General features: G+C 63.3%; 25 protein-coding genes. 11 read left to right on the top strand and 14 right to left on the bottom strand.

Features of this window, described 5'->3' with window-relative positions:
• Positions 1-316: 316 nt before the first annotated feature.
• Together ACFWCF_RS04580 and ACFWCF_RS04575 are read right to left on the bottom strand one after the other, a co-directional pair.
• The gene (locus ACFWCF_RS04580; RefSeq protein WP_378557682.1) at positions 317-1066 is read right to left on the bottom strand and encodes a Clp protease N-terminal domain-containing protein; all 750 of its coding nucleotides are present in this window, start codon (positions 1064-1066) and stop codon (positions 317-319) included.
• A 77-nt stretch (positions 1067-1143) separates the two neighbouring features.
• Complete coding sequence (locus tag ACFWCF_RS04575) at positions 1144-2376, bottom strand: DUF222 domain-containing protein (protein WP_378557679.1); 1233 nt, start codon at positions 2374-2376, stop codon at positions 1144-1146.
• 240 nt (positions 2377-2616) lie between these two features.
• Here ACFWCF_RS04575 and ACFWCF_RS04570 point away from each other — a divergent pair, with 240 nt between their 5' ends.
• From ACFWCF_RS04570 to ACFWCF_RS04545, 6 genes are all read left to right on the top strand, one after another.
• Positions 2617-4140: an ABC transporter substrate-binding protein gene (locus ACFWCF_RS04570; RefSeq protein ID WP_378557676.1), complete on the top strand. Its 1524-nt coding sequence runs from the start codon at positions 2617-2619 to the stop codon at positions 4138-4140.
• Between the two features lie 61 nt (positions 4141-4201).
• Complete coding sequence (locus tag ACFWCF_RS04565) at positions 4202-5740, top strand: ABC transporter substrate-binding protein (protein ID WP_378557673.1); 1539 nt, start codon at positions 4202-4204, stop codon at positions 5738-5740.
• Positions 5741-5785: 45 nt separating this feature from the next.
• The gene (locus tag ACFWCF_RS04560; RefSeq protein WP_378489718.1) at positions 5786-6733 is read left to right on the top strand and encodes an ABC transporter permease; all 948 of its coding nucleotides are present in this window, start codon (positions 5786-5788) and stop codon (positions 6731-6733) included.
• The gene (locus ACFWCF_RS04555; protein WP_378489717.1) at positions 6730-7632 is read left to right on the top strand and encodes an ABC transporter permease; all 903 of its coding nucleotides are present in this window, start codon (positions 6730-6732) and stop codon (positions 7630-7632) included. Before ACFWCF_RS04560 ends, ACFWCF_RS04555 begins: the two co-directional genes overlap by 4 nt.
• Positions 7629-8615, top strand: a complete 987-nt coding sequence (locus ACFWCF_RS04550; RefSeq protein WP_378489716.1) for an ABC transporter ATP-binding protein — start codon at positions 7629-7631, stop codon at positions 8613-8615. Before ACFWCF_RS04555 ends, ACFWCF_RS04550 begins: the two co-directional genes overlap by 4 nt.
• Positions 8612-9613, top strand: coding sequence for an ABC transporter ATP-binding protein (locus tag ACFWCF_RS04545; protein WP_378557670.1), 1002 nt, complete (start codon positions 8612-8614; stop codon positions 9611-9613). The genes ACFWCF_RS04550 and ACFWCF_RS04545 overlap by 4 nt, the downstream gene beginning before the upstream one ends.
• Before the next feature lie 7 nt (positions 9614-9620).
• On the opposite strand, the gene ACFWCF_RS04540 is transcribed toward ACFWCF_RS04545, so the two are convergent.
• Both ACFWCF_RS04540 and ACFWCF_RS04535 read right to left on the bottom strand, forming a co-directional pair.
• A complete protein-coding gene (locus ACFWCF_RS04540) occupies positions 9621-10472 on the bottom strand; it encodes an SDR family NAD(P)-dependent oxidoreductase (RefSeq protein ID WP_378557667.1) in 852 nt (283 codons plus the stop codon).
• A 16-nt stretch (positions 10473-10488) separates the two neighbouring features.
• Positions 10489-10971: a nuclear transport factor 2 family protein gene (locus ACFWCF_RS04535; protein ID WP_378557664.1), complete on the bottom strand. Its 483-nt coding sequence runs from the start codon at positions 10969-10971 to the stop codon at positions 10489-10491.
• 251 nt (positions 10972-11222) lie between these two features.
• Between ACFWCF_RS04535 and ACFWCF_RS04530 the strand changes: the two genes are divergently transcribed.
• The gene (locus ACFWCF_RS04530; RefSeq protein ID WP_378557662.1) at positions 11223-11759 is read left to right on the top strand and encodes a hypothetical protein; all 537 of its coding nucleotides are present in this window, start codon (positions 11223-11225) and stop codon (positions 11757-11759) included.
• 43 nt (positions 11760-11802) lie between these two features.
• Here ACFWCF_RS04530 and ACFWCF_RS04525 read toward each other — a convergent pair whose 3' ends face one another.
• Genes ACFWCF_RS04525 through ACFWCF_RS04515 form a run of 3 tightly spaced genes read right to left on the bottom strand, consistent with a single transcriptional unit; the run spans position 11803 to position 14203 of the window.
• Entirely contained in the window at positions 11803-13179 is a 1377-nt protein-coding gene (locus tag ACFWCF_RS04525; protein WP_378557659.1) for a DUF6297 family protein, read from the bottom strand.
• Positions 13170-13811 (bottom strand): ATP-binding cassette domain-containing protein, encoded by a 642-nt coding sequence (locus ACFWCF_RS04520; protein ID WP_378557656.1) that lies wholly within the window; start codon positions 13809-13811, stop codon positions 13170-13172. Before ACFWCF_RS04520 ends, ACFWCF_RS04525 begins: the two co-directional genes overlap by 10 nt.
• Before the next feature lie 56 nt (positions 13812-13867).
• On the bottom strand, positions 13868-14203 hold the full coding sequence (locus ACFWCF_RS04515) for a DUF6412 domain-containing protein (RefSeq protein WP_378489710.1): 336 nt from the start codon (positions 14201-14203) through the stop codon (positions 13868-13870).
• A gap of 105 nt (positions 14204-14308) precedes the next feature.
• Between ACFWCF_RS04515 and ACFWCF_RS04510 the strand changes: the two genes are divergently transcribed.
• Positions 14309-15271 carry an ERCC4 domain-containing protein gene (locus ACFWCF_RS04510; RefSeq protein ID WP_378557653.1) on the top strand — a complete coding sequence of 321 codons (963 nt, stop codon included), beginning with the start codon at positions 14309-14311 and terminating at the stop codon, positions 15269-15271.
• A 634-nt stretch (positions 15272-15905) separates the two neighbouring features.
• Here ACFWCF_RS04510 and ACFWCF_RS04505 read toward each other — a convergent pair.
• The 4 genes from ACFWCF_RS04505 to ACFWCF_RS04490 all read right to left on the bottom strand — a co-directional run bounded on the left by ACFWCF_RS04505 (position 15906) and on the right by ACFWCF_RS04490 (position 18754).
• On the bottom strand, positions 15906-16178 hold the full coding sequence (locus tag ACFWCF_RS04505; protein WP_378489730.1) for a GlsB/YeaQ/YmgE family stress response membrane protein: 273 nt from the start codon (positions 16176-16178) through the stop codon (positions 15906-15908).
• 153 nt (positions 16179-16331) lie between these two features.
• Positions 16332-17195, bottom strand: coding sequence for an RNA polymerase sigma-70 factor (locus ACFWCF_RS04500; protein WP_378557650.1), 864 nt, complete (start codon positions 17193-17195; stop codon positions 16332-16334).
• The gene (locus tag ACFWCF_RS04495; protein WP_378557742.1) at positions 17192-17764 is read right to left on the bottom strand and encodes a carboxymuconolactone decarboxylase family protein; all 573 of its coding nucleotides are present in this window, start codon (positions 17762-17764) and stop codon (positions 17192-17194) included. The genes ACFWCF_RS04500 and ACFWCF_RS04495 overlap by 4 nt, the downstream gene beginning before the upstream one ends.
• A 72-nt stretch (positions 17765-17836) precedes the next feature.
• A complete protein-coding gene (locus tag ACFWCF_RS04490) occupies positions 17837-18754 on the bottom strand; it encodes an NADP-dependent oxidoreductase (protein WP_378557647.1) in 918 nt (305 codons plus the stop codon).
• A 120-nt stretch (positions 18755-18874) separates the two neighbouring features.
• Between ACFWCF_RS04490 and ACFWCF_RS04485 the strand changes: the two genes are divergently transcribed.
• Complete coding sequence (locus tag ACFWCF_RS04485) at positions 18875-19312, top strand: winged helix-turn-helix transcriptional regulator (protein WP_378557644.1); 438 nt, start codon at positions 18875-18877, stop codon at positions 19310-19312.
• 24 nt (positions 19313-19336) lie between these two features.
• Here ACFWCF_RS04485 and ACFWCF_RS04480 read toward each other — a convergent pair whose 3' ends face one another.
• Positions 19337-19816, bottom strand: a complete 480-nt coding sequence (locus tag ACFWCF_RS04480; protein ID WP_378557641.1) for a DinB family protein — start codon at positions 19814-19816, stop codon at positions 19337-19339.
• A 20-nt stretch (positions 19817-19836) separates the two neighbouring features.
• Entirely contained in the window at positions 19837-21441 is a 1605-nt protein-coding gene (locus ACFWCF_RS04475) for an MFS transporter (RefSeq protein ID WP_378557638.1), read from the bottom strand.
• A 134-nt stretch (positions 21442-21575) separates the two neighbouring features.
• On the opposite strand from ACFWCF_RS04475, the gene ACFWCF_RS04470 reads away from it, so the two are divergent.
• Both ACFWCF_RS04470 and ACFWCF_RS04465 read left to right on the top strand, forming a co-directional pair.
• Positions 21576-22226, top strand: a complete 651-nt coding sequence (locus ACFWCF_RS04470) for a PaaI family thioesterase (protein ID WP_378557635.1) — start codon at positions 21576-21578, stop codon at positions 22224-22226.
• Positions 22227-22294: 68 nt separating this feature from the next.
• Positions 22295-22654, top strand: coding sequence for a hypothetical protein (locus ACFWCF_RS04465; RefSeq protein WP_378557633.1), 360 nt, complete (start codon positions 22295-22297; stop codon positions 22652-22654).
• A gap of 24 nt (positions 22655-22678) precedes the next feature.
• On the opposite strand, the gene ACFWCF_RS04460 is transcribed toward ACFWCF_RS04465, so the two are convergent.
• The gene (locus ACFWCF_RS04460; protein ID WP_378557631.1) at positions 22679-23320 is read right to left on the bottom strand and encodes a dihydrofolate reductase family protein; all 642 of its coding nucleotides are present in this window, start codon (positions 23318-23320) and stop codon (positions 22679-22681) included.
• Positions 23321-23817 lie beyond the last annotated feature (497 nt).

Below are 23817 nucleotides of genomic sequence, written 5' to 3'. Positions count from 1 at the left end.
GCCGGAATCAGTCTTCTTCCCTGCCATTGTTCAATGATCAAGTAGCACGGCATCAATCACGCGCAGCGACACACCCTATTACCGAAGCATCTTTAACACCGTCTATCTCCATGCAACAGAGCACCGGCTCCTTCCTTGGGGCCGCTCCCCCCACGATCCGAGCAAGCAGCATCTCGCCGGCCTCCGTATCTTCGGCCGAGGTGGTGTCGATATGAAGTTCGTGCATGGCAGATCTCCTCGCAGTGTGCGTGCACCGGACGTTCCGGCACACGCACACTGTCGGGGAGGACGCCTAGCAATTTCTGAGCAACACCCGTCAGGCCTTGTCGCACTGGGTGCCCGTTTGTGCAGCCACGATCGCCGCAAGCGATTCGGTGATGTTCTCCTCGACCTTCGACTTGTCCACTCCCGCAGACGACAACGCTCCCGTACCGTTCTCCAGTTCGAGGAGAGCGAGCAGGATGTGCTCGGTGCCGATGTAGTTGTGTCCGAGGCGCAATGCCTCGCGGAAGGTCAGTTCGAGGGCTTTCTTGGCCTGCGCGTCATACGGAATGAGCTCGGGAAGTTCGCCGGTCGCCTTCGCCGGCAGGGCTGCCAGGAGGGTGCGTCGCAGGTCGTCGAGCGTGATGTCCTGGGCGACGATCGCGCGAGCAGCGAGGCCAGCAGGATCTGCCAGCAAGCCCAGCGCAAGGTGTTCGGGCGCGATTTCGGCGTTGCCTGCGGCGCGCGCTTCGTTCATCGACGACATCACCACGTTCTTGGCGCGGGGCGTGAAGCGGCCGAAGCCGTCGTTCGGGTCAAGATCGTTGTCGGCCTTGGCCACAAACTTCTTCTGAGCGGCCTGTTTGGACACGCCCATGCTCTTGCCAATTTCCGACCACGATGCGCCGGAGCGGCGAGCCTGGTCGACGAAGTGGCCGATCAGGTGGTCGGCGACGTCGCCGAGGTGGTCGGCGGCGATCATGGCGTCCTGGAGTTGGTCGAGGGCGTCGGGGTGGACTTTCTTGATCGCTTCGATGAGGTCGTCGAGGCGAACAGGATGGGTGCTACGCGTAGGCTCAGTCATACGTCAACCATAGGTTGACGCATTACGGACGTCAACCATTGGTTGACGGTCTGCTGTATTCGTATTCTGTTGTGGAGCTAGGCGACCAGATCCGGCATGCTCCCCGGAATCGGCTTACGGAACACATCGACACTCGAGGGCGGAATGAACTGCGGCCGACGCTCGTCGGTCATCTCCACTTCCCACTCGGTGTGGTGCATCAACCTGTGGTGATGACCGCATAACATCACCAGATTGTCGAGGTCGGTGTCACCGCCGTCGACCCAATGATGAATATGGTGCGCAGCCGCCCACGCCGGCGGTGTCGAACACCCGGGGAAGGCACATCCGCCATCTCGGACCGCCAGAGCGCGTCGCTGCTCCCTGCTTGCGGTGCGGCGGGTCTGCCCGTGTGCCAGCGGTACGCCGTGTTCGTCGAGCAGGATCCGGGTGACCTGACAATCGCACGCGAGCATCCGGGCGGCATCGATCGACAATGGGCCCGCCCACGGTTCGGTCGCATACCCGTGCTCGGGACTGTTCGCGAACAGTTCTTTCACCGCAGTGTTCGTCGTCAGATCTTTGATCGAGGCCGTGACCGTCACGTGCGGCTTCACTCCGCCCTCGACCGGGACGAGGCCGGCGGCTTCGACGAACTGCAGGAGTTGATCGAAGGCATCGGCGTTGCGCTTCGACGCCGGCCGATCATCTTTGACGCCGCCCACCTCGGGCTTCGGCGCGGAAAGTGGGGAGAGCAGATGCCGCAGGCGGGCACCGGTGACGGCGTCGAACTCGCCTGTGATGACGACTCGGCCGTGCCAGGTGGTGGAGACGAACAGTTCGTTGCGTGAGGAGTCTTCACCCGGTGGTGGTCCGTCGCCGGTGTTGTAGAGGTGTTCGAGTCGGCGGATCACGGCCCGGACGGTCGCTTTCGTGGCGACCCGCTCGGAGGCATGCTCGATCAGGATGGTGCGGGCTTTCTCGAAGTCGCAGGGGTTCATGGTGCGGGGATAGTGCTGGCAGAAGTAGGCGATCTGCCGTGCCTTCTCCGCATCCAACAGACCCGATGAATACGCTTCGCGTACTTCCGGTTCCAGCCGCAGTAGCCGAGCCAGCGATTCGATGCGGTGGCATTCACCGAGTTCGAGGTTGGTGGCGGCGCACAGCCAGTGTGCGGGGCTGCGGTAGCCGTGTTCTTTGACGGTGTCGCGTTCGACCATTTCGATGACCAGGTCGACGCGGTGTACCTGCCAGGTGTGGATTTCGGCGGAGACGGCGAGCGTCTCGGCCATGAGTTGTGTGTTGTCGAGTTTCCAGAGGTCCCCACCCATAACGAAATTCTATCGAACGAACTTTCGATTCGCAAGAGTTTTCGAATCTTCGTCCAGTCCTGCGATTCGCCGTTCCAAACTCCCACGACTCCCATTCAGCGGGAGTTCCGATGTGTGCCACATCACCACAGCTTAGGTTCGCACCGGTAACGAAATGGGGCGGGAGTTCATTCACGTGCCAATTTTTCTGTGTGCGTGAATTATTCGATCTGGAGTGCAATGTCGGCTACGTCAACAAGAATGTCCATCCGCAGGTGGGTTGTCGCGTTAAGCGCCTCTTCGCTGCTCCTCACGGCCTGTGGGTCTGCGACACCCGAGATTTCAGGCACGGTCGATTCATCGATTCCGCTGCACTACGCGACCGTCTTCGGCGTCTCCGTGTTCGACCCGCACAAGACCAAGATCACGAGCGACGCAACCATGCTCAACGTGGTCTACGACCGCCTCGTGCACCGGGACAACCAGGGGCAACCGATTCCAGGCCTGGCCGAATCATGGGAGCTGGCCAATGAGTCCTTGACCTTCCACCTCCGTAGCGATGTCACGTTCTCCAGCGGAAACCCGCTCGACGCAACAGCAGTCGCCACCAATCTCCAGCGCGCGCTCGAACCGGATTCCGTGACTGCTCCGATGCTTGCCGGCGTCACCGGGGTGAATGTGATCGACGACCGCACTGTGTCACTCACACTCGATGGCCCGGGAGCGCAATTGGTACTTGCGCTCTCCGACCTCCCGGGAATGATCGTCGACCCTTCGGCGTTCGGATCACCGGAGAAGGATGCGCAACTCGCGCTCACACCGGCAGGAGCCGGACGGTTCACACTGGCCAACTCGCTTCCCGGTGCCGAGTACGAATTCGTTGCCCGCCCCGACTACTGGGATCCGGAAGCAATCGCCGCAGAGTCGCTCGTCTGGACGGTCATGACCGACCCGCAAGCACGTTTGAGCGCGGTCGATGCAGGCGACGTCGACATCGCCATCACTACGCCCTTGACCATCGATGCAGCTACCCAGCAGGGTCTTCGCGTCGACACCGCTCTGCGACTCGACCACATGGCGATCAACTTCAACCGCACACGCAGCGAATTCGGCAAACTCGAAGTACGCCAGGCCATCGCACACGCCGTCGACCGACAGACCATCGCCGACACCGCGATGGAAGGGCATGCCGAGGCTGCGACACAGAACTTCCCCAAGGACTATTTCGCGTACGAGCCCGAGCTCGCGGACGCGTATCCGTACGACCCCGACGAGGCCCGTAGGCTGCTGACCGAAGCGGGATTGCCGAACGGCTTCTCCTTCACTGCGATCCTGCTCAATCTCCCCGAAAACCTGCAGGTCGCACAGATCGTGCAACAGCAACTCGCGGCGGTCGGTATCGACATGCAACTCAACCCGCTGCCCCCATCGGATGCGTCCCCGACGTTCAACCGAGGTGACGCCGACGCGATCGTCACCACCTTCACAGGACGTTCGGACCCGGCCCTGCTGTTCTCCTCACTCTTTGGCGAGAACTCCCCGCAGAATCCTTCCCGCAGTACCACCCCGGAATTCCAGGACGTCCTCGATGCAGCCAATCGCGAAAGCGATCTGCAGACACGCGGCGACAAGCTCGGTGAGGTCTCGACGGTGGTGAGCGAGAACGTACTTGCAGTGCCGCTGGTCTTCTTCGAACTCGGATCGACGATGACCGATCAGGTGATCGGCTACGAACCGAGCCTGTTGGTCGACGAATGGCGGGGCGTCGGAATCGCCGGCTCCTGACACACGCATCCCCTGTCTTTGGCCGCCGATAGGCGGTTGCCGATACAAACCGAGGACTCCCATGTCACGAAGTTCGATCAAGTGTGCCGTTGTCGTGCTTGCAGCAGCACTCGCACTCACCGCATGCGGCACTTCCGCGTCAGCGGGAGATTCCGCGGAACCCGACCCGAATGCCACGTTCCGATACGCAACCACCTACGGCGCATCGTCGTTCGACCCGCACAAGACCCGCATCACGAGTGACTCGACGATGTTGAATCTGGTCTACGACCGCCTCATCCACCGTGATCTCGACGCCAACCCGATACCCGGCCTCGCAGAATCGTGGGAATTCTCCGAGGATGGATCCAGACTCACGCTCCACCTCCGGCAAGGCGTGACATTCTCCGACGGGTCTGTGCTCGACGCCTCGGCCGTAGCCGCCAACCTCCGACGGGCACTCGAGCCCGACTCGATCACCGCCGCAATGCTCGACGGAGTCGAATCGGTGCAGGAGCAGGGCACGGATACCGTGGTCCTGCATCTGAACGGGCCGGGTGCGCAGCTGGTACTCACACTGTCGGATCTTCCAGGAATGATGGTTACTCCCAACGCCTTCGGGACTCCCGACAAGGATGCTGCGCTGGTGCTCGAACCCGCTGGCGCAGGGCGCTATACCGTGGCTCGGTCCCAGCCCGGTGCTCAATACGAGTTCGCCGCACGAACGGACTACTGGGATCCGGAATCCATCGGCTCGGCCCGGTTCGAATGGGTCGTCATGACCGATCCGCAAACTCGATCGAACGCGATCGCCTCCGATCAACTCGACGCCGCCATGGCCACACCACTCTCCCTGGCGCCTGCAGAACAGCAGGGGCTCCAGTTCGACGTGCAGACCAGCCTCAACAACTACGTGCTCAATCTGAATCGGACTCGCAGCGAGTTCGGCAAACTCGAGGTACGGCAGGCTCTCGCACACGCGGTCGATCGTGAGTCCATCGTCGACACCGCGCTCGAGGGGCACGGGGCGGTCGCCGACCAGAATTTCCCGGCAGGGTACTTCGCACACAACGATGCACTGGCCGATCAGTACAGTTTCGACCCCGACAAGGCCACCCAACTGCTCGACACTGCAGAGCTTCCCGACGGGTTCTCCTTTGTTGCCGGTGTTTCCAATCTTCCCGAGAACCAGCTGATCGCGCAGATCATGCAAGAGCAGCTCTCGAAAGTGGGCATAGGCATGGAGATCCGATCGATGACACCCACAGACCTCAACCCCGCATTCAACAGCGGTGAACTCGACGCCATCCTCACAACCCTGGTCGGGCGAGCGGATCCGTCGCTGCTACTGACGTCGTTCTACGGCCAGGATTCGCCGCAGAACCCGTCACACGACGACATTCCGGGATTCCGTGAAGCCATGGATGCCGCGAACCGCGCGACCGACGCCGGCCAGCGTGCGGAGCTGCTGGGGGAAGTGAATGCCACGCTGATGAATTACGCCGCGATGCTTCCGGTTGCGTTCGCCGAACTCGGAGCCATCACCTCCGACAGCGTGACCGGATACGAACCCAATCGGGTGGTCGACGAATGGCGCGGAGTCGGGGTCGCCGGCAGCTAGCCGGTTTCGAACTTACCGAGTCTCGAGAGAACAGGGAACTTCAGAATGCTTCGACTGATCGGGCAGCGACTGCTGGCGGTGATCCCGCTACTGCTGATAGCCACCGGCATTACCTTCGGCCTCATCTTCCTGGTGCCTGGCGACGCCGCCCACCGCATTGCAGGAGAAACCGCGACACCCGAACAGATCGAGGCTGTGCGCGTCGAGCTCGGTCTGGACCAGCCTGTCATCGTCCAGTACCTCGATTTCCTCGTAGGTCTGGTACAGGGCGATCTGGGTAAGAGTTTCACCTATCAGGCACCCGTGCTGGATATGATCGTCGATCGACTTCCGGTGACCTTCTCCCTCGCGATGGTCGCGGTGGTGGTAGCCCTCCTGATCGGCATACCTGCGGGCATCATCGGAGGAAGCCGACCCGGTAGCTGGCAGGACCGGGTCACCGGTCTGGGCGCGACGCTCGGTGTCGCCACACCGAACTTCGTTCTCGGCCTGATTCTCGTCCTCGTCTTCTCACTCACTCTGCGTGCACTGCCTGCGACGGGCTACACCCCGCTCGGAAAGGGCTTGTGGCCGTGGCTGAGTCACCTCCTGTTGCCTGCGATCGCTCTGGGATTGGCCGCAGCCGCGGAGATCGCCCGCCAGTTGCGCGGTTCGATGATCGAAGTTATGCAACAGGACTATGTACGAACCGCCACAGCGAAAGGGCTCAGCCGCCGAAGTGTCCTATGGAAGCACGCTCTGAAGAATGCGTTCATCCCCACGGCAACTGTGCTCGGCATGCAGATCGCATTCCTCTTGGGCGGTACCGCCGTCATCGAGTCCGTGTTCGGGATCAAAGGACTCGGAGACTTCGCAGTGCAGGCGGTTCTGTCCGGCGACCTGCCTGCCATCCAGGGTGTGGTGATCTTCGGCGTGTTCGCCACGGTGGTGATGAGTCTGCTCGTCGACATCTCGTACGGCTATCTCAACCCGAAGACCAGGAGCGCCGCATGAGCGACCTCGCTCTCGACACCAAACCTCCGAGCGACGGGAGCGCTGTCGTCGAATCCCCACGTCGCCGGTTCATCCGACGCTTCCGCTCCCGTCCGGCCGCGATCGCTTCGGCCGGGTTCCTGATCCTGATTGCCGTACTCGGCATCGCTGCACCGCTCATAGCCCCGCACGACCCACTCGTACAGGAACTGTCCGCTCGTCGTCTGCCACCGCTGTCGGACGGATACCTGCTCGGCACCGATAATCTAGGTCGAGACACTCTCTCCCGCCTCCTGTACGGGGCGCGGGTCGCTGTGTTCGCGGCCCTCATCTCCGTGAGCGTGGGCCTTCTCATCGGCGTGATTCCGGCATTGGTGGCCGGCTTCCTCGGAGGCAAGTGGGATGCTGTGATCTCGCGCATCGCCGATGCGTTTCTCAGCTTCCCTCCCCTGCTGTTGGCAATGGCCATCGTCGGCGTCATGGGGCCGGATCTCACCAATGCAATGCTCGCCATCGGCGTCGTCTTCGGTCCGCGGTTCTTCCGGGTGGTACGTGGAGCTGTCATCAGCGTCAGAGAAAACACATTCATCGAGGCATCGCGCAGCATCGGAACGCCGGGATCGATGATCGTCCGTAAGCATGTTCTGCCACACACTCTCTCACCCTTGATCGTTCAGATCAGCCTCGCATGTGGATTCGCTATGCTCGCCGAATCGTCGCTGAGCTTCTTGGGTTTGGGAGTTCAGCCGCCGGAGGCGAGCTGGGGGCGGATGCTGGCCGAAGGACGCGAAGCGTGGAACTACACGGCGTGGCCGGTTGTGATCCCCGCCGTTGCCATCATCTCGGCGGTTCTGGCATGCAACACACTCGGTGACGGAATCCGCGATTCCGTGGGCCGTGAGAATCGGAGTGAGCAATGACCGAGCCTCTTCTGACGATCGACGGGCTCTGTGTGGAATTCTCCGGGAGCTCCGGTTGGACTCCTGTATTGCAGGATGTGTCTCTCGAGGTGGCATCCGGCGAATTGGTCGGACTGGTCGGCGAATCCGGTTCCGGCAAGTCCGTCACATGCTCATCGATCCTGCGCCTGCTCCCCGGGAAGCAATCCCGTACCGTCTCCGGGAGCATCAGGTTCCAAGGTCGTGACATTCTCGCAATGAACGACCGAGAACTCGGGAATGTCCGTGGAAACGACATCGCGATGATCTTCCAGGAGCCGATGACGAGCCTCAATCCCGTCTTCACCGTCGGTGACCAGATCTCCGAAGTGGTGCGGCGTCACCGCCGGGTCGATCGGAAAGCAGCACTGGCGCGGGCAGTCGAGGTGCTCGATCTCGTCGGAATCCCCAACGCCACACAACGCGTCCGGCAGTATCCGCACGAGTTCTCGGGCGGTATGCGGCAGCGAGTGATGATCGCGATGGCACTGGCGTGCGAGCCGTCACTGCTGATCGCCGATGAGCCGACCACTGCGCTCGATGTCACCATCCAGGCACAGGTTCTCGACCTCATCCGCGACATGGCGACACAGTTCGGGATGGGAGTGCTGTTCGTGACCCACGACCTCGGGGTCGTCGCGGATCTGTGCACCGAAGTGGTGGTGATGTATTCAGGGCAGGTGGTCGAGAGAGCACACACCGACGACCTGTTCTCGTCGCCTCGGCATCCTTACACCGAGGGACTGCTCCGCTCTGTTCCCACTATCGAAGGGCGCAGCGAGTTGCACACGATTCCGGGGAGCCCGCCGGCTCCGGGAGCGGCCCCCGAAGGTTGCCGATTCGGCCCCCGCTGTGAGCATTTCACCGACGTCTGCACATCGCCGCCCAGCCTTGTCGACGTGGCAGGCAGCCACATGTCACGTTGCACGCGGGTCTCCGAACTGATCCTGGAAGGATGCCGATGACCACTGAACTCGTGAAGACCGAAAGCCCGTCGACACTGCTGAGTGTGCGCGGACTGCGCGTCGAGTTTCCGATACGGCGAGGCATGTTCTCGAAGAAGCAGGTCATCCGCGCCGTAGACGACGTCACATTCGACCTCCGTTCCGGTGAGACCTTCGCCCTGGTCGGTGAGTCGGGGTCGGGTAAGTCCACGACCGCACGCGCCATCCTTCGGCTGGTCGATGTTGTCGCCGGATCAGTCCTGCTCGACGGCGTCGACGTGACCAGGTTGAGCAAGCAAGAGCTCCGAGCCACGCGGCGGAACATGCAGATGGTGTTCCAGGATCCGTACTCGTCGCTCGACCCTTCACGCACTGTCGGTGACGCGATTGCAGAACCGCTCGAAGTCCACACCGATCTCGACGCGGCGGAACGTCGCTCCAAGGTCGGTGACCTCCTCGAGCAGGTAGGACTCGAACGCGCACACGCCGAACGCTATCCCCACGAGTTCTCCGGCGGGCAGCGCCAGCGCATCGCGATCGCACGGGCGATCGCCGTGGAACCCAAGTTGGTGATCGCGGATGAGGCCGTCAGCGCGCTCGACGTGTCCACACAGAACCAGGTGATCGCACTTCTCGAGCGGCTGTCGGCGGAACTTGGCATCGCGTACCTGTTCATCGCCCACGACCTCGCGGTGGTGCGCCACATCGCTCAGACCACAGCGGTGATGTATCTCGGGCGGATCGTGGAATGGGGTCCTTCGGAGCGGCTGTTCACAGAACCTGCACATCCCTATACACAGGCGCTCCTGTCTGCGGTCCCAGTTCCCGACCCCGAGCGTCAGCGCCGTCGAGAACGTATCCGACTCAGTGGAGAACTGCCCGACCCGGCCGATCCGCCCGGTGGCTGCGCGTTCAACACCCGCTGCCCACTGGTGATGCCGATATGCCGCGAGCAGAGTCCCGCCGTCACGGAGGTGCCCGGTGGAGGTCAGGTCGCGTGTCACCTGAGCACCACCTGATTGCCGGTCAACCTCCGAAGACAGGACCCCCGCCGAACAGTTCCCGGTGCGAATCCGGTTGATTTCCTTCGATATCCACCACTCCGTAGTCCGCTCCTGCCTCCGCGGTGATGAGCGTGGAACCACTGCGCTCGTTCACATTCGGGTCGGCTGCCAGCGCTACGACTACACGTCCGATGAACTCGGGTGTCTCGGCATTGGCGAGTGGGAAACCTTGGAAATTGTCGAGGCCGCGGGCCAGCATGGCCTCGTTCTTCACCAGTCCCGGCCACAGCGACAGTGCGGTCACGCCGGTACCGCGCAGGTCGACGGCCATGTCGGCAGCCATCTTGTCCAGGCCCGCTTTCGACATGCCGTACAGCACCGAGTGCAGGTATCCACGCGTGCCGAACGACGAGATGTTGACGATCATCCCGTGGCCCTGCGGCACCATGAGCTGGGCAGCCTCGACCGAGGCGACGTAGTGGGCCCGCAAACCGACGCCGATGAGACTGTCCCAATCATCGACCGGACGCTTCCAGAACGGGTCGGTGAATCCGGCGAACCCTTTGGGACTTGCCCACACATTGTTCACCAGTAGATCGAGCCGGCCGTTCTGCTCGTCGGCGATGCGCGTGAACAACCCGGCGATCTGCTTGTCGTCACGGTGATCGCACTGCACGGCAATGCCATGGCCGCCGCGTTCGGTGATCGCCGCGGCGGCCTTGTCGAGCGGACCGTCCTCTCCGACCGGTCCGCGTGCCGTGACGTAGACAGTCCAGCCGTCGGACCCGAGCGCGCAGGCAATGCCCTTACCCACGCTACGGCTCGCTCCGGTAACGAGCGCCACTTTCCGTTCTGCCGTGTCCCGTTCTGCCATGTACCGTTCTGCCATGTCACTGAACCACTTTCACATCGTCGGTCAGAGTGCGTTCGATCGACCACAACACCTTCACGTGACACCTGGAGATCTTCCACTCGCCATTCTCGATGACGTAGTCGTCGTCGTAGTCGAGCGCAGTGACCCGCTCGGTACGGGCACGAAGATCCACCTGCCGGAACCGCAGTGTCCACGCGCCTGTCGCGAAATCCGGCCTGGTGATCGAAATACTCGGGTGCATTCCGTGGTGCATGTCGAGGATGATGTAGCGGTCGTCGACACGCTGCAGGGCGATTCTGGAGTAGATGTCGACGAGTCCATCGGCGTTGTCGAAACTTCCGAGTGCAGGCCCGTAATAAATATCGGCGCCCTTCGAGACGAAGCACGCCCGCATCGCTTCCGCGTCCTTGGCGTCGCACGCCCGGAAGTATCGATGCTTGAGCATCTTGATTTCCTCGAGCGCTTCGAGACGAGTGAGACGGTCCTCGATGTTGGACATGCGCCTCTCCTTCCAGGCCGGATGTGCGACGGGGCCTCGGATGCCCGTCGCGCCATCCTTACATAGAACTTGTTCTAGAAGTGCCTCGTTTCCCGGTTGACGGAAGGACATCGGCACGTCCGGGGACGTCCTCGTTTGTGACATATACGCATTCGTTCGCACATCTGTGACAGTTCGCGGCCCGACTCCGATAGACCGATTGCATCTCTATCTGCAGGTCACATGGATATCGAAATAGCGGAGGAGTGGTCATGAGCAAGCGAAACATGCGTCGTATGGGTGCTTCCGCACTCACGGCAGCCGGACTGGGTGCGGCAATGCTGGTCGGTGGAGGCGGCGTCGCTAACGCTGCACCGACGTCCACGGATATGACGTGCACGAGCGCGAATCCGCTCCCGTGGTCACCGTCGTTCACGTGGTTCGTCAGGGCAGGGTCCGGCGAATCACTTCCACCGGGCGGCAACGACTTGGTTCCGTCACTTCTGCTCAGCGGCGGCAACGATCTACCTCGCCCGACGGGCGGTATCGTCTCGAGCATCGGACCCAACTGGTATGGCACGCAGGTACTCGTCGACTGGACCAATCGGAACACGGGTGAGTCCGGGCGCAGCGTCAGCGACCAGGCTGCGTGGAGTCCGAACCCTGGCATTCCGATCAACCGGACCTTCACCGGGACGGGAACGGTCGACTTCACCGTCACCGTTCAGACCGGTGGTGGATGGTGGTTCGTCAACACCAAGAATGCCGTCTGCCAGGGCACCATCGATATCGTCGAACGCGACTGGTAGGGCTCCGGGACGAGGCCGCTCGCACCCGGCGCGAGCGGCCTTCTCAGCTCACGAGTACGAGAAGTAGTGCAGCGGCCACGACGACGTCCGGCCCTCGCATCCGTTGCCGGATCAGATCGACAGGTATCTGTCCCACTGCCGTTTCCAGAATCAGACCGTCGTAATCCGTGTGGGGATGCGTCCTTGCCCGGTAGGCTGCCACGCATCCTCCGACCAGGACGATCATCATCACCACGGGATTCATCGCCGCCAGGAACGCCGTCAGGAACGCTGTCGTCGCGGCAGCAGTGATCGGGACAACCATCAGAGGTATCCGCAATGCACGATCACCGGCACCGAGCATCACGCGTAACTCGCCGTTGTCGGATAGGTCCCGTAGTCCACCGCTGAAAACCATTGCCACACCGGACACCAACACGAGTTGAGCCAACGCGGACGCAATGGGCGACAGCATCGCAGCCAGAGCCCATCCCGCGAACACCGCGCCCGCAGCGACCAGAAGCGACGACGGGCGCCGCCGATGACGCAGCGCGTCGCTCCAGATCAACGCACGAGCACGACCCCTCGGCAATGCACGTGACGGACAACGAGCCACCCGCCGCCACGCTCTCTGCTCAGTAGCTCCGGTCAGCACCGACAGGTCCAGACTCGTGAGCGCTACGCTCGCAGCGACGTTCATGTCGGCTCCCACTGCGAGCTCGGCGAGGCCGATACGGCTGCAGACCGACACCGCGGCAATACCGACCGGCAACACCACGACCCAGGCAAGGACGATGGGCGCCCATGTGGCGATCATCGGTACCGCCACGCCCACAGCAGCGCACAACGCCGCCGCAGAACCGGTCACTGCGAACACCGCAGCCAGCACATGGGGCGCCCACGCCGGCAGCACCCTGCATTGGACGAGTACCGCTACAGCGACCACGCCGAGTCCGATACTCGCCCCGAAGACCGTGAGCGGTAACCAGTTTCCCAGTGCTGCGGCAAACGCAGCGAGACGTCCCGCCACTGCACCGGCCACCGCTCCAGTGCACAACACCGTGAGGACGCGCGGGCGGAGCACTGCACCACGGTCGACCGGTGTGGACAGGACCCACCACACTGTGTCACCCCCGGTGGTGACCGGTCCGAGCGATCGCGACGCTGCTGTCGCCACCGCAGCGAGAATCGCGAAGACCGCCCAGCCCCACGTCGCCCCTTGCCCTCGGTCTCCTTCGAACAGAAGCGATTCGGTGAGCACCGTCGGAGGACGCGTCACCAGCCACCACACGAGCCCACCGCAGACGTACGCGCCCAGGACCGACACGAAGATCATGCCCTCGCGGTGTGATCGCGGAATATGACTGCGCTCGAAGCTGCGTCGCAACGAATACACGGTTCGTACTGTGGGGATGGATGCAGGGGTATCGGTCAGCGCCATGAGTCTGCATCCACCGTGTCGTCCGCGACCTCGGAGACGAGGGAGGAATCGTGGGAAACCAGGAGCACGGCGGTGCCTGCGCGCTTCTCGGCGCGGATCGCATCGGTCAGCCAGGCTCGTCCGTCCGCGTCGAGGTGCTGTTCGGGCTCGTCGAGCACAAGGAGCCGGCGCGGACGAACGAATGCCGATGCCAGGGCAAGGCGGCGGCGTTGACCACTCGACATCGTGACCGGGAGCTGGTCTGCCGCATCGGCGAGTGCGACGTCGTCCAGCACCCGCGAGGCCTGCCCGTACGGGTCGGGTACGCCGTGGGCGGTGGCCACGAGCTGCAGGTGTTCATGCGCTGTGAGGTGCGCGAACACGGCAATATCACCGACGACCGATGCCACTGCGGCACGGAATGTCGGTGCAGACTCGTCGACCGGATTGTTCTCGATGGTGATGCTGCCGTGGTCGAGCCGCTCGGCACCGACCACGCATCGCAGCAGTGTGGACTTTCCGGCGCCGTTGGCGCCGACGATCGCGCAGCACACACCGGCCGCGACATCGAAGCTCAGATCGGTGAAGACGCACAAGCCACCGTAGTGACGTTCGGCGTCGCGTATGGACACGACGGGGTCGTGTGACGACATGTGGAGGGGCCTTCCTCGTTACTGACGATGAACGCGAGGAAGCGGGAACCGATCGGTCAGAGAATGGCGGCCGCGACGGTCCCCGCACGGGGACCGGGTGCGCGCGGCCGGGGACGACCGGCGGTGTTCGGATGAGAGTGCCGACGAAGTTCACCGTGTCGACGATGTTCTTCCTCCGTCGGCCCGCGGGTGGTGCGACCGAGCGCGTAGAGCAGGTCGTCGGCGCGCCACACCAGGACGAGCACGGCGACCGCCGCGACGGTCACGAGAAGCCCCGCGAGCAGCGCCGAGGTGTTGCCGGCGGTGGCGAAGTCGATAGTGAGGAATACGGCAGCGGCCCACGACAAGACGAAGAGGATGACCTCTACGCCGTTGCGGGTGCCGAAGAACATGCTGTGCAGTCTATCCGCCCCGCGATGAGGTAAATGCTTGTCTGCAGGCAATCGCTATCGGACACTGCTCGGTATGAACCGCCGAGCGAAAGGCTGCCGAGCGTCGTGAACATCGTGATCGCCCGCAACCCGGACCCCGACTCACGGCTGCCGTTCCTGCTGCGGCTCCCCCTGGCAGGCGGGCTGGTGTTCCGAACCTCCGATACCTGGCCGCGCACCAAAGCCCTGTTCTGCTATCCCGTTCCGATCGACGAATGGCCCGAACATCCCGAGATCGTCGAACAGGTGGGACTGCGTTCCTGTGTGCGTCGCGGTGCTGCGATCGACGTGGTTCTGGACCGGGGACGGGAGAACCGGTCGCAGATCGTGTTCACCAAAGCCCGCGGGCGCGACGCGGTGTTCTGGCAATCACCGCGCACCCGTAAGCAAGCACGTCCGAACGTTCGCACCCCCACCGCTCGGGCCGCCCGGATCTCCGACTTGACGATCACTGTCGATTCCCACGAGCGCTACGCCTACAAGTTCGCAGGCCAGCAGGTTGACACCGTCAGCCGTGCGCTGCCGTGCGGCGACTACGGCCTTTTCGTCGACGACCGGTTGGTCGCTTCTGTCGAACGCAAGTCGCTGCCCGATCTGGTCGGTAGCCTGACCAGCGGCAAGCTCCGCTTCGCGATGGCCGAACTCGCTGCGCTGCCGCGTGCTGCCGTGGTGGTCGAAGACCGCTACTCGGCCGTGTTCAAGTTCGAACGCGTCCGCCCGGCGGTGATCGCGGACGGACTCGCCGAACTGCAGGTGCGCTACCCGAGTGTGCCGATCGTGTTCTGTGAAACCCGGCAACTCGCCGAGGAGTGGACGTACCGCTATCTCGCCGCGGCGCATGACTGGGCCGGCATCGAAGACGCGTCCCACAAGCGCATCATTCCTCAGCAAAGTGGCACTGCCGCTACGGAGCCGTCCACCGCCGAAGTGCGCGCGTGGGCCCGCGGAGCGGGCCTCGACGTGCCCGATCGTGGCAGGCTCCGCCCCGAGGTGTGGGCGGCATGGCGCAACGCCCGTGGCTCGGGCTGACCCGGCCGGCCACCGAACTCGAGCTTGCACTCTCCACGACTTTCGACGCGTGCGAACCGGTTCACGCCGACACACAAACCCGACACGACGTAGAACAACAACGTGCTCGGCACGGTCCGGACATCGACCGCCTCCGCGGCAGCCGGGGTATCGACCTTCGTGGTCGCGTCGTCGGGTACGAAGAGATGCGTCGGCCACAGCGTTCGAATCACACGCTGTGGCCGACGATTCTGCTGATCACAGTCTCCGAGAGGGAAACCCTCCGCTTCCCTCTAGAGGAGCTCGATCACCGCACGGTGCCGAGAAGCTGTGCGCTACCGGTGGAGAGCGTCTCGAGAATGGCGTCGAGATTGTCGATGACTGCCTGCAGGATTTCGGTCATTTTTCCTCCTCGTGTGGACACGGACTCGGTCCGAATTCCTTCTTCTGCATCTGGAAGGATTCCCATCTGCACACATTGCGTACCCAGACCGGGGTGGCCTAATCACCTGCTCCCACAGACCCATTCGGTGATCTATTTCACATAGCTCATCGGTTTGGGACTCGGACGCTCGTCTATGGGCGCGCATCTGAACAAGAAATCGCCGTGGCCGACGTCGAGCCGGCCACGGCGAAGTTCATGAAGCGGTCGCCGTCAACGACGGACGCCACGCCCGGTGACTGCCTTGACCAGGAACAGCAGAATCACCGCACCGAGCAGACAGGTGAGGAAGCTGAAGATCATCCCGCCGCCCTCGACGTCGACTCCAAAGAGGTTCAATAGGAAGCCGCCGAGCAGTCCGCCGATGATTCCGACGACAATGTTGAGGAGAATGCCTTGTTGGGCGTCGGTTCCCATGAATTTGCTACCGATCCAGCCGGCCAGACCGCCGATGATGATCCAGCCGATAATTCCGAGTCCGAGCATGGTGTACAAGTCCCTTCTCGTGCATCAATGCGAGCGATGCCCAGCACAGAGCTTCCCTCCGTGTCGGACATCGACAGCGTTTTGGCTGTATACCCCGCTGCGAAGCGGACTACACATGCCTTCACAGACTTTCGGATGCGCGAGCATCGGTGTTCAACGCTGCAGTTCGACCGCCTTGTCCATCCTTCCCAGCTTGTGGGGGTTGGCCATTCCGTAGATGCGGGTGACCCTGCCGTCTTCGACCACCAAGCTCACCACCACAGTCCGGCCGTTCACGGAGAGGCGCACGCCTGCCGTCCCGTTGATCCGAGTGGTGGTCGCCTCGAACCCTCGGATCTTCGCGGAGCGAATCAGCAGCGGCGCGAGTAGTCCGGCCCCGGTGATCGGCTTCCGCGAGGCCGGGGCCAGCCCTCCACCATCGGCGATCACCACGACATCGGGAGCAAGCACCTCCATCAAAGTCTGCAGGTCACCTGTGGTGACCGCTGCCAAGAACTTGTCGACCACCACCGACTGTTCAAGGGGATCGACCTCCATCCGCGGTCGTCGTGCGGCGACATGTCGACGGGCACGATGCGCGATCTGCCGCACCGATTCCGGAGTCTTGTCCACCGCCGCGGCGATCTCCGCGTACGGCGTATCGAACACCTCCCGCAACACGAACACCGCGCGTTCGGCCGGCGAGAGCGTCTCGAGCACGGTCAACATCGCGATCGAGACGCTCTCGGCGAGTTCGACGTCGTCGGCGACATCCGGACTCGTGAGCAGCGGCTCCGGCAACCACTCCCCGATGTACTCCTCGCGTCGCCGCGCCGACGCCCGTAACTGATTGAGCGCCAACCGCGTCACGATCCGAACCAGATAGGCGCGGGCGTCGTTCACCTCGTCATGGTCCGCCGCGTCCCACCGCAGCCATGTCTCCTGGACGACGTCCTCGGCATCGGCAGCAGAGCCGAGCATCTCGTATGCGACCGTGAAGAGCAGGCTGCGATGGGTGACGAACGGATCACCGATCATGTCTTCGACGCTACGGCGAGCGGAGCAAGATCGCAGCTCGCCGCATATTCCTCAGAACTCACGCCGAGGGCGATGTTGGATCGGGTGGCGAAGTTCGAAAACGCGACGTGTGCCGTCAACTCGACCAGCGCAGCCGGGCCGAGTGCATCGAGCAACCGGGCCGACAACTCGTCGGTGACGGTCGGCGGAGTAGAACTCATCGCTTCGGCATATTCCATCACATCGCGTTCGAGCGGTGCGAACACATCGGACTCGCGCCACCGCGGGACCTCACGTGCCTTCTTCACATCCAGACCCTTCTGGTGTGCTTCGAAATACCCGTAGTCCAGACAGAATTCACATCCGACGAACGCCGCCACCGCCATGTTGGCGAACGACTTCAGATTCTCGTCACATCGGTCCCATTTCTTCACCTTGCGGCCGACACCGAGACTGAAGTTCAGTACCTTCCTGTTGTGCCACAACACGGCTACACCGTCGGGCACGTTGCCGACCATTCGGCGCGACACTCGAGTGACGAGTCCGCCGTAGAATCCGGTCATCTCTGCGGGCGGAATCCTGGTGGTCATCATTCCTCCGATCGAAGTGGCTTCGACATGGAGACACCGGCCACGACGGAAATGTGACACCAGGTCCACATTTCAGGGCTCGAGGACGTAGCGTCCGCGCACCCCACCCTTCGCAACAGCGCGGTGTGCGTCGGCTGCCTGCTCCAACGGCACCACCGCGTGGACTCGAACCGGTAGTTCGCCCGAGACGGTCCGGGCGAGCAGTTCAGCGAGCCGGGGTCCGTCCGGCGTCGTGTCCACTGCAGTCCTAGTGATGCCGCGCTCCGTTGCAGGTTCCCCGTTCGGCCGGACACCGACGAACGCCCCACCCTCGCGGACCAGGGGAATCGCCCGCTCTTGTAACGCTGCAGCGTCGGCGACGGCGTCCCAACCCGGCTCTGCGTGCGTGGTGAAGTCCGCGCCGAGGCTGCGTACGAATTCTTCGTCCTCGCCTCTGGCCAGGCCGGTCACCCGCCAGCCGCGATCGCGTGCGAGCGACAGGAGGTATCCCCCGACCGCACCTGCTGCTCCGGTCACGAGCAGCCGGTCGGCGCCCGCGGGCGCGTCACCCAGAAGGTCGACGATCTGGGCTGCAGCAAGTCCGTTGACCGGCACCGTCGCAGCGTCGATCAGTTCGAGGTCGTCAGGAACGACGGCGACGTCAGCGGCAGCCACGACGAGCTGCTCTGCATAGGTGCCGAAGTCGCGGTCGAATCCCACGACCGCACCTGCGACACGGTCGCCGACGGTCAGGTCTGCCCCCGGCCCGGTAGTGAGGACCGTTCCGGCGAAATCCATTCCCAGGCCGGTGTGTTCGGGTTGGTTGATCAGTCCCGCCGCGTGGAAGAAGCCGCTCGCGACAGCGAGATCGACGGGGTTGACCGACGCTGCTGCGACCCGGACCAGGACCTCACCGGGCCCTGGTTCGAGGGCGGGAACGCCGATGATCTCGATCGAGTCAGGGCCGTTCGGGATACGAATGACGGCTGTGCGAAAAGTGGAGGTGTGCATCGTTTACTCCTCGAGTCTTGCGCTGAATGCGATTCCACTTCACTATTGATGCGTAACTCTCCAGTGGGAAGTAGGCACTTCGAAGTGCGTAACTCACCCTTCGACGGGAAGGATTCCGCGATGCCGACGATGACTGCGGCTCAACAGCGAGCACAGGCGCACGAGGAGTACGACGCATTCCTCGCACAGTGCCCCAGCCGCCAGCTGCTCGACCGGATCTCCAACAAATGGGTTGCGCTGATCATGGCCGCCCTCGGCAGCGACGGCCCCCAGCCGAACGGTGAATGTGCCGGTGAGCCGCGGGCGATGCGCTACTCCGAGTTGTCGCGTCGACTGGCCGGCGTCAGCCAGAAGATGCTCACCCAAACATTGCGCTCCCTCGAACGCGACGGACTGGTCACCCGCACAGTGACGCCCACTGTGCCGGTCACCGTCCACTATGAACTGACCGATCTCGGCCTGTCGCTGCACCAGGTGATACGTGGAATCAAGGTGTGGGCCCAAGCGCACATGGACGAAGTACACGCTCACCGGGAGCAGTTCGACGCCCGCGGCTAGTGAACCGACCCGATCCAGAAGTCGTCATTGATCATTCGTGGCCAGCAGATCGCGCGTGATCTCGAGCTGCCCGAGGTGCTGGGACAGTTCACGCACGATATGCAGTAGAACCCACGTCGGACTGGCAGTCTGTGCGTTGCTCCGCGTAGTGCCTACGGCGGTGCGATCGCGGATGCCTTCGGTCAACGCGATTCTCACCCAGCCGGGGAATCGTCGACGCAGCCGTTCGACCTCATCACACAGGTCTCGCGGGTCACCGTGCGCCTCGAACTCGGCGTCTCGGTCGCGTGGGATGCGTAGCCCGGCGATCAGTGATCCGCCCCAATAGTCGGCCATACCGACACAGTGGGTGACGATGGCATACGGACTGTTCGCGCCGGGTAACGCAGGGGCGGTGTTCGCCTGCTGGAAGCTCATCTGCGACAGGATCTCCCGCATGCGCTCCAGTGACTCGCCCGCGACCGCGACCACGGCCTGATGTACCTCGTCCACGTCGGATTCCACGATGCGACCCTATCCCCGATTCACCGGGCGTCCTCGGCGGCGTAACGGGCGAGCAACTCGCGCTCCGCATCACGCTTCGGGAACACGAAGAACACCAGTGCCGCACCGATCAGAACAATCGCAATCGCTGCCGCATACGCGCGCGTGTCCCCGTCGAGAAACGCCGAACGTGCCGCCGCGATGATCTGCTGCGCGTACTGCGGATACTGCTCCGCGATGTTGGCTGCGCCCGCAAATGATTTCTCCAGCGCGTCCTGCGTCTGCTCGCCGACGGACGACGAGTGCGGATTCGCGGCGATGGTAGCCGCAAACGACGCCGTGTACCCCGCCGTGAGCAGCGCTCCGAGAATCGACTGCACGATCGCGCCGCCGAGGTCGCGTTGCAGATCCGCGGTACCCGACGCCATACCGGCCCGCGACACCGGAACCGACCCCGTCAGCGAATGAGATGCCGGCGTGCCCGCCAGACCCACACCGGCGCCGAGGAACATGAAGCCGAGCGCGACCACCCAGTAGTGGGCGCCCTCATCCCACATCGTCAACGCCACCACCAACCCCAACACGATCGCGACGTATCCCGACAACAATGTGAACCGTGCTCCGTGCGACTCGACGAGTTTCGCCGACTGCGGCGCCACCAGCACCATCACGAATGCCGCAGGCAGCGCCGCCGAGCCTGCTGCCAGGGTCGAGTAGCCGAGCACGTTCTGCAGATACTGCTGGCTGATGTACATCGTCCCCATCAGCGTGCCGAACACGATGATGCCCGCGACCGCCGCGACCCAGAAAATCCGGCGACGAGCGACCTGCAGGTCGAACAATGGGTTCCGCGCCCGTAGCTGCCGAAGTACGAACAGGACACACGCCGCAGCGGCGAGCACCAACGCGGATACCGCGACCGTCGTCATTCCGTCGACCGGCGCGAAGTTGATTCCGACGACGAGCGAGCCGACCAGCACCACCGACACGATTCCACCGAGATGATCGACGGGATCGGTGGACTCGTTGACATGACTCGGCACGAACGCCACCGTCAGCCCGAGCGCCAGAAGCGCCAGCGGAATTGTCACGAGGAAGACCGAGCCCCAGAAGAATCCTTCCAGCAGCGACCCCGCGACCAGCGGCCCGAGAGCGGTGAGCCCGCCGCCGATCGCCGACCACAATGCGATTGCACGGGTGCGCGCGGCACCCGACCACAATGCGGTGATCAGCGCCAACGTCGTCGGGTAAGCCAGGCCGGCAGAGATCCCCCCGACCACACGCGCCAGGAACAGGATCTCCTCGTTCGGTGCAAACCCGGCGACGAGCGACGCGGGGACCGACAGTGCCATGCCGAGCATCAACATGGATTTGCGTCCGTAGCGGTCGCCGATGGCGCCGAGATAGAGCACGGACGCCGCAAGACCGAGCGAATATCCGACAGCGATGAGGTTCAGGCTCGTCTGGGTCGCATCGAACGCCTTCCCGATGTCGGGCAGCGCGACGTTCGCGACAGCGAGATTCAGATTCGCCACCGCTGCGACGAGGATCAGCGACGCCAGGACCAGCGGTGCTCGGGTGGGACTGCCCTCGTGGGGTGTGGTCACAGAACAATGGTGCGCGATTCGCTGTGCGTCCGGTCCCATTCGCGGGAAAGCGCTGTTCGATGGGCGGCCTACACCGACGGGTCCCGATCAGCGGAAACACGACGAGAACCACCGCGTGCACGACCTATCGTCGACCTCGCACGGTGTTCGGTCGGGCGGCGACAAGGGAGATCATGACCTCTTCTACTCCGGTGGATTCCCACAACGAAGGCGTCGAGATCTCTTCCCCACCCACCGGTCATGTGATCGAGGAAGTCGTCGACGCAACACGACGCATCATGGCGTCGGTGCTGCACACCGGACGCGACAACCCGCATCTCGCGCGAATCCGCGACACGTTGCGCGAGATCGCCGACACGCTCGACGGGCACTCCCCCGGCCTCGACTCGCGACTGGTCGAAATGTGGGCGGGGACGGGCCCGACCCGGCACAGTCCGGTCACGGGCATCGACAATCCGATCGCACCTCCCGTGCAACTCCGCGGGTACGACGACGGATCGATCAGTGGTGAAACCACTCTCGGTCTTCCCTACCAGGGCCCACCCGCGAAGGTGCACGGTGGCGTGTCCGCGCTGATCCTCGACCACACACTCGGAGTCGCGAACGACTTCGCGGGCCAGCGCGGTATGACCAAAGAGCTCACGGTTCGGTACCACCGCGTGGCACCCCTGTTCGAGCCCCTGACCGTCAGCGCCCGCCAGGTGTCGCGTGAGGGCCGAGAAATCCACACGACCGGAGAGATCAGCACCGCCGACGGTCAGGTCTGTGTGTCGGCCGAGGGCCTGTTCATCGACAGGTACCTTCCGCGGCCGCGCGCCGAGTGAAGCTCGCAGCCGAGGAGATCCGGGATTTCCCTGATGTGTCGCGGCGCCGACAATGATGCAATCCGATCATGGATTTCGTGACCGCCGCAGATTCGGACCCACCCCACTTCGTGGGTATTTCCGTGGCTGCTGTACTGGTCGCGCTCGTCGTCGTGCTGATCGTCGTCGCGTTCGGTCGGCACCGGAAGCGGATATTCACAAGGCCGGCCATCGGCATCGGCTGCCTGGTCGGCCTGTACCTGATCGTCCGTGGAGTCGCCGAATTCTTCATCATCGACTACCACGATCCGGCGAGCTACCGCGACGACTGGGGTGGTCCGAGTCTGCTCGGAGTCTTCGCGGTCCATACCGGACCGGGGCTCGTCGCCTTGATCGTGGCCGGCTATGCGATCCGCAGGAGACTCACCAACCGCGCAGTCTCGCGATAGGCAGTCTCACGGTGCGGCGCGCCGTCACTTCCTCCAGAACAGATGGTGGGTGACACCGCTCGGACTGGGCACCACGTCGAGGTGGAATCGGTCGAGTAACTCGTCGGGCGATTCCCACAGCCGAAGGCCACTACCGAAGGTCACGGGCGACACCACCACATGCAGGGTGTCGACGAGGTCCGCGTCGAGGAACTCCTTGACGGTGGTGACCCCGCCGCCGAGCCGGACATCCTTGCCGTCCGCGGCTTTCTTCGCCTGCTCGAGGACCGTGGCGGGGTCTCCGCCGATGAAGTGGAACGTGGTGTCGCCCAGGGTGAACGACGGACGCTCGTAGTGGGTCATCACGAACACCGGCGTGTGGAACGGCGGTTCTTCGCCCCACCAGCCGAGCCATTCGTGATCGGCCCAGGGACCACGTTGCGGACCGAACTTGTTTCGCCCCATGATCTCGGCGCCGATGTTGTGTGCGAAGTCGCGTGCGAAATAGTCGTCGAGGCCGCGACTTCCACCGGGCTCGGTGCGATTGGGCCAGCTAGCGGTGGCACCCGCCCACGCGAGCAGGTCGCCGTGGTCGAGACCGAACGGACTCTCGAAACTTTGGTTCTCACCTGCAGCGATGCCGTCGCTCGACACAGTGAAATTCTGGACTCTCAGCAGTTGGCTCATTCGGTTCTCCACGATTCGTCGTTGATGGCACAGAGTGAGACTGCTCGAGTCAGCGAAATTCATCCCCGCGTCGCGACAACGAACGTACTCCCGCGACGGCGGAAACGTAAGGGTCGTGCGTCAGCGAGCCACCCAGAGGCCGGCTAAGAACCGGTGAGCCCGCCGCCGTCGCTCGACCCGGTCGCAATTCCGATGAGAATCGCTAGAAGCGGGTTCAGCACATTGCACCGAAGCGGTTCCGCATTGCACCCCCAATTGTCGATAACCGGGAGTGGCGACACCGGATCCGCAGTAGCAGTCCCCACCGACCCCAGGCAGAGTGACACAGACACAGCACCGACCAGAGCGAGCTTTCTGAACATGATGCACCCTTCGACGTTGTCTCGATCTCGATAATTCGCCTATGTATCGCGGTCGACGGTGCGGTGTTACAGGGCCAATGACACACCACGACAAGCCTTCACGTTGTCGGCCGCGACTGGCAGGAGCATCATGGC

It is taken from the genome of Rhodococcus sp. NPDC060090, from assembly GCF_042729855.1.
Lineage (GTDB): Bacteria > Actinomycetota > Actinomycetes > Mycobacteriales > Mycobacteriaceae > Rhodococcus.
The sequence above is the reverse complement of the archived record's forward strand: the minus strand, read 5'-3'. Positions and strand labels throughout refer to the sequence as shown.

Excerpts from the sequence above, each read along its gene's own strand:
- ACFWCF_RS04570 (WP_378557676.1), top strand. The coding sequence starts at position 2,617 with ATGTCCATCCGCAGGTGGGTTGTCGCGTTAAGCGCCTCTTCGCTGCTC.
- ACFWCF_RS04495 (WP_378557742.1), bottom strand. The coding sequence starts at position 17,764 with ATGACCACCAGGATTCCGCCCGCAGAGATGACCGGATTCTACGGCGGA.
- ACFWCF_RS04535 (WP_378557664.1), bottom strand. The coding sequence starts at position 10,971 with ATGTCCAACATCGAGGACCGTCTCACTCGTCTCGAAGCGCTCGAGGAA.
- ACFWCF_RS04505 (WP_378489730.1), bottom strand. The coding sequence starts at position 16,178 with ATGCTCGGACTCGGAATTATCGGCTGGATCATCATCGGCGGTCTGGCC.
- ACFWCF_RS04475 (WP_378557638.1), bottom strand. The coding sequence starts at position 21,441 with ATGGGACCGGACGCACAGCGAATCGCGCACCATTGTTCTGTGACCACA.
- ACFWCF_RS04520 (WP_378557656.1), bottom strand. The coding sequence starts at position 13,811 with ATGTCGTCACACGACCCCGTCGTGTCCATACGCGACGCCGAACGTCAC.
- ACFWCF_RS04525 (WP_378557659.1), bottom strand. The coding sequence starts at position 13,179 with ATGGCGCTGACCGATACCCCTGCATCCATCCCCACAGTACGAACCGTG.
- ACFWCF_RS04540 (WP_378557667.1), bottom strand. The coding sequence starts at position 10,472 with ATGGCAGAACGGGACACGGCAGAACGGAAAGTGGCGCTCGTTACCGGA.
- ACFWCF_RS04515 (WP_378489710.1), bottom strand. The coding sequence starts at position 14,203 with ATGTTCTTCGGCACCCGCAACGGCGTAGAGGTCATCCTCTTCGTCTTG.
- ACFWCF_RS04550 (WP_378489716.1), top strand. The coding sequence starts at position 7,629 with ATGACCGAGCCTCTTCTGACGATCGACGGGCTCTGTGTGGAATTCTCC.
- ACFWCF_RS04575 (WP_378557679.1), bottom strand. The coding sequence starts at position 2,376 with ATGGGTGGGGACCTCTGGAAACTCGACAACACACAACTCATGGCCGAG.
- ACFWCF_RS04460 (WP_378557631.1), bottom strand. The coding sequence starts at position 23,320 with ATGAGCCAACTGCTGAGAGTCCAGAATTTCACTGTGTCGAGCGACGGC.
- ACFWCF_RS04485 (WP_378557644.1), top strand. The coding sequence starts at position 18,875 with ATGCCGACGATGACTGCGGCTCAACAGCGAGCACAGGCGCACGAGGAG.
- ACFWCF_RS04470 (WP_378557635.1), top strand. The coding sequence starts at position 21,576 with ATGACCTCTTCTACTCCGGTGGATTCCCACAACGAAGGCGTCGAGATC.
- ACFWCF_RS04465 (WP_378557633.1), top strand. The coding sequence starts at position 22,295 with ATGGATTTCGTGACCGCCGCAGATTCGGACCCACCCCACTTCGTGGGT.
- ACFWCF_RS04545 (WP_378557670.1), top strand. The coding sequence starts at position 8,612 with ATGACCACTGAACTCGTGAAGACCGAAAGCCCGTCGACACTGCTGAGT.
- ACFWCF_RS04560 (WP_378489718.1), top strand. The coding sequence starts at position 5,786 with ATGCTTCGACTGATCGGGCAGCGACTGCTGGCGGTGATCCCGCTACTG.
- ACFWCF_RS04565 (WP_378557673.1), top strand. The coding sequence starts at position 4,202 with ATGTCACGAAGTTCGATCAAGTGTGCCGTTGTCGTGCTTGCAGCAGCA.
- ACFWCF_RS04500 (WP_378557650.1), bottom strand. The coding sequence starts at position 17,195 with ATGATCGGTGATCCGTTCGTCACCCATCGCAGCCTGCTCTTCACGGTC.
- ACFWCF_RS04580 (WP_378557682.1), bottom strand. The coding sequence starts at position 1,066 with ATGACTGAGCCTACGCGTAGCACCCATCCTGTTCGCCTCGACGACCTC.
- ACFWCF_RS04490 (WP_378557647.1), bottom strand. The coding sequence starts at position 18,754 with ATGCACACCTCCACTTTTCGCACAGCCGTCATTCGTATCCCGAACGGC.
- ACFWCF_RS04555 (WP_378489717.1), top strand. The coding sequence starts at position 6,730 with ATGAGCGACCTCGCTCTCGACACCAAACCTCCGAGCGACGGGAGCGCT.
- ACFWCF_RS04530 (WP_378557662.1), top strand. The coding sequence starts at position 11,223 with ATGAGCAAGCGAAACATGCGTCGTATGGGTGCTTCCGCACTCACGGCA.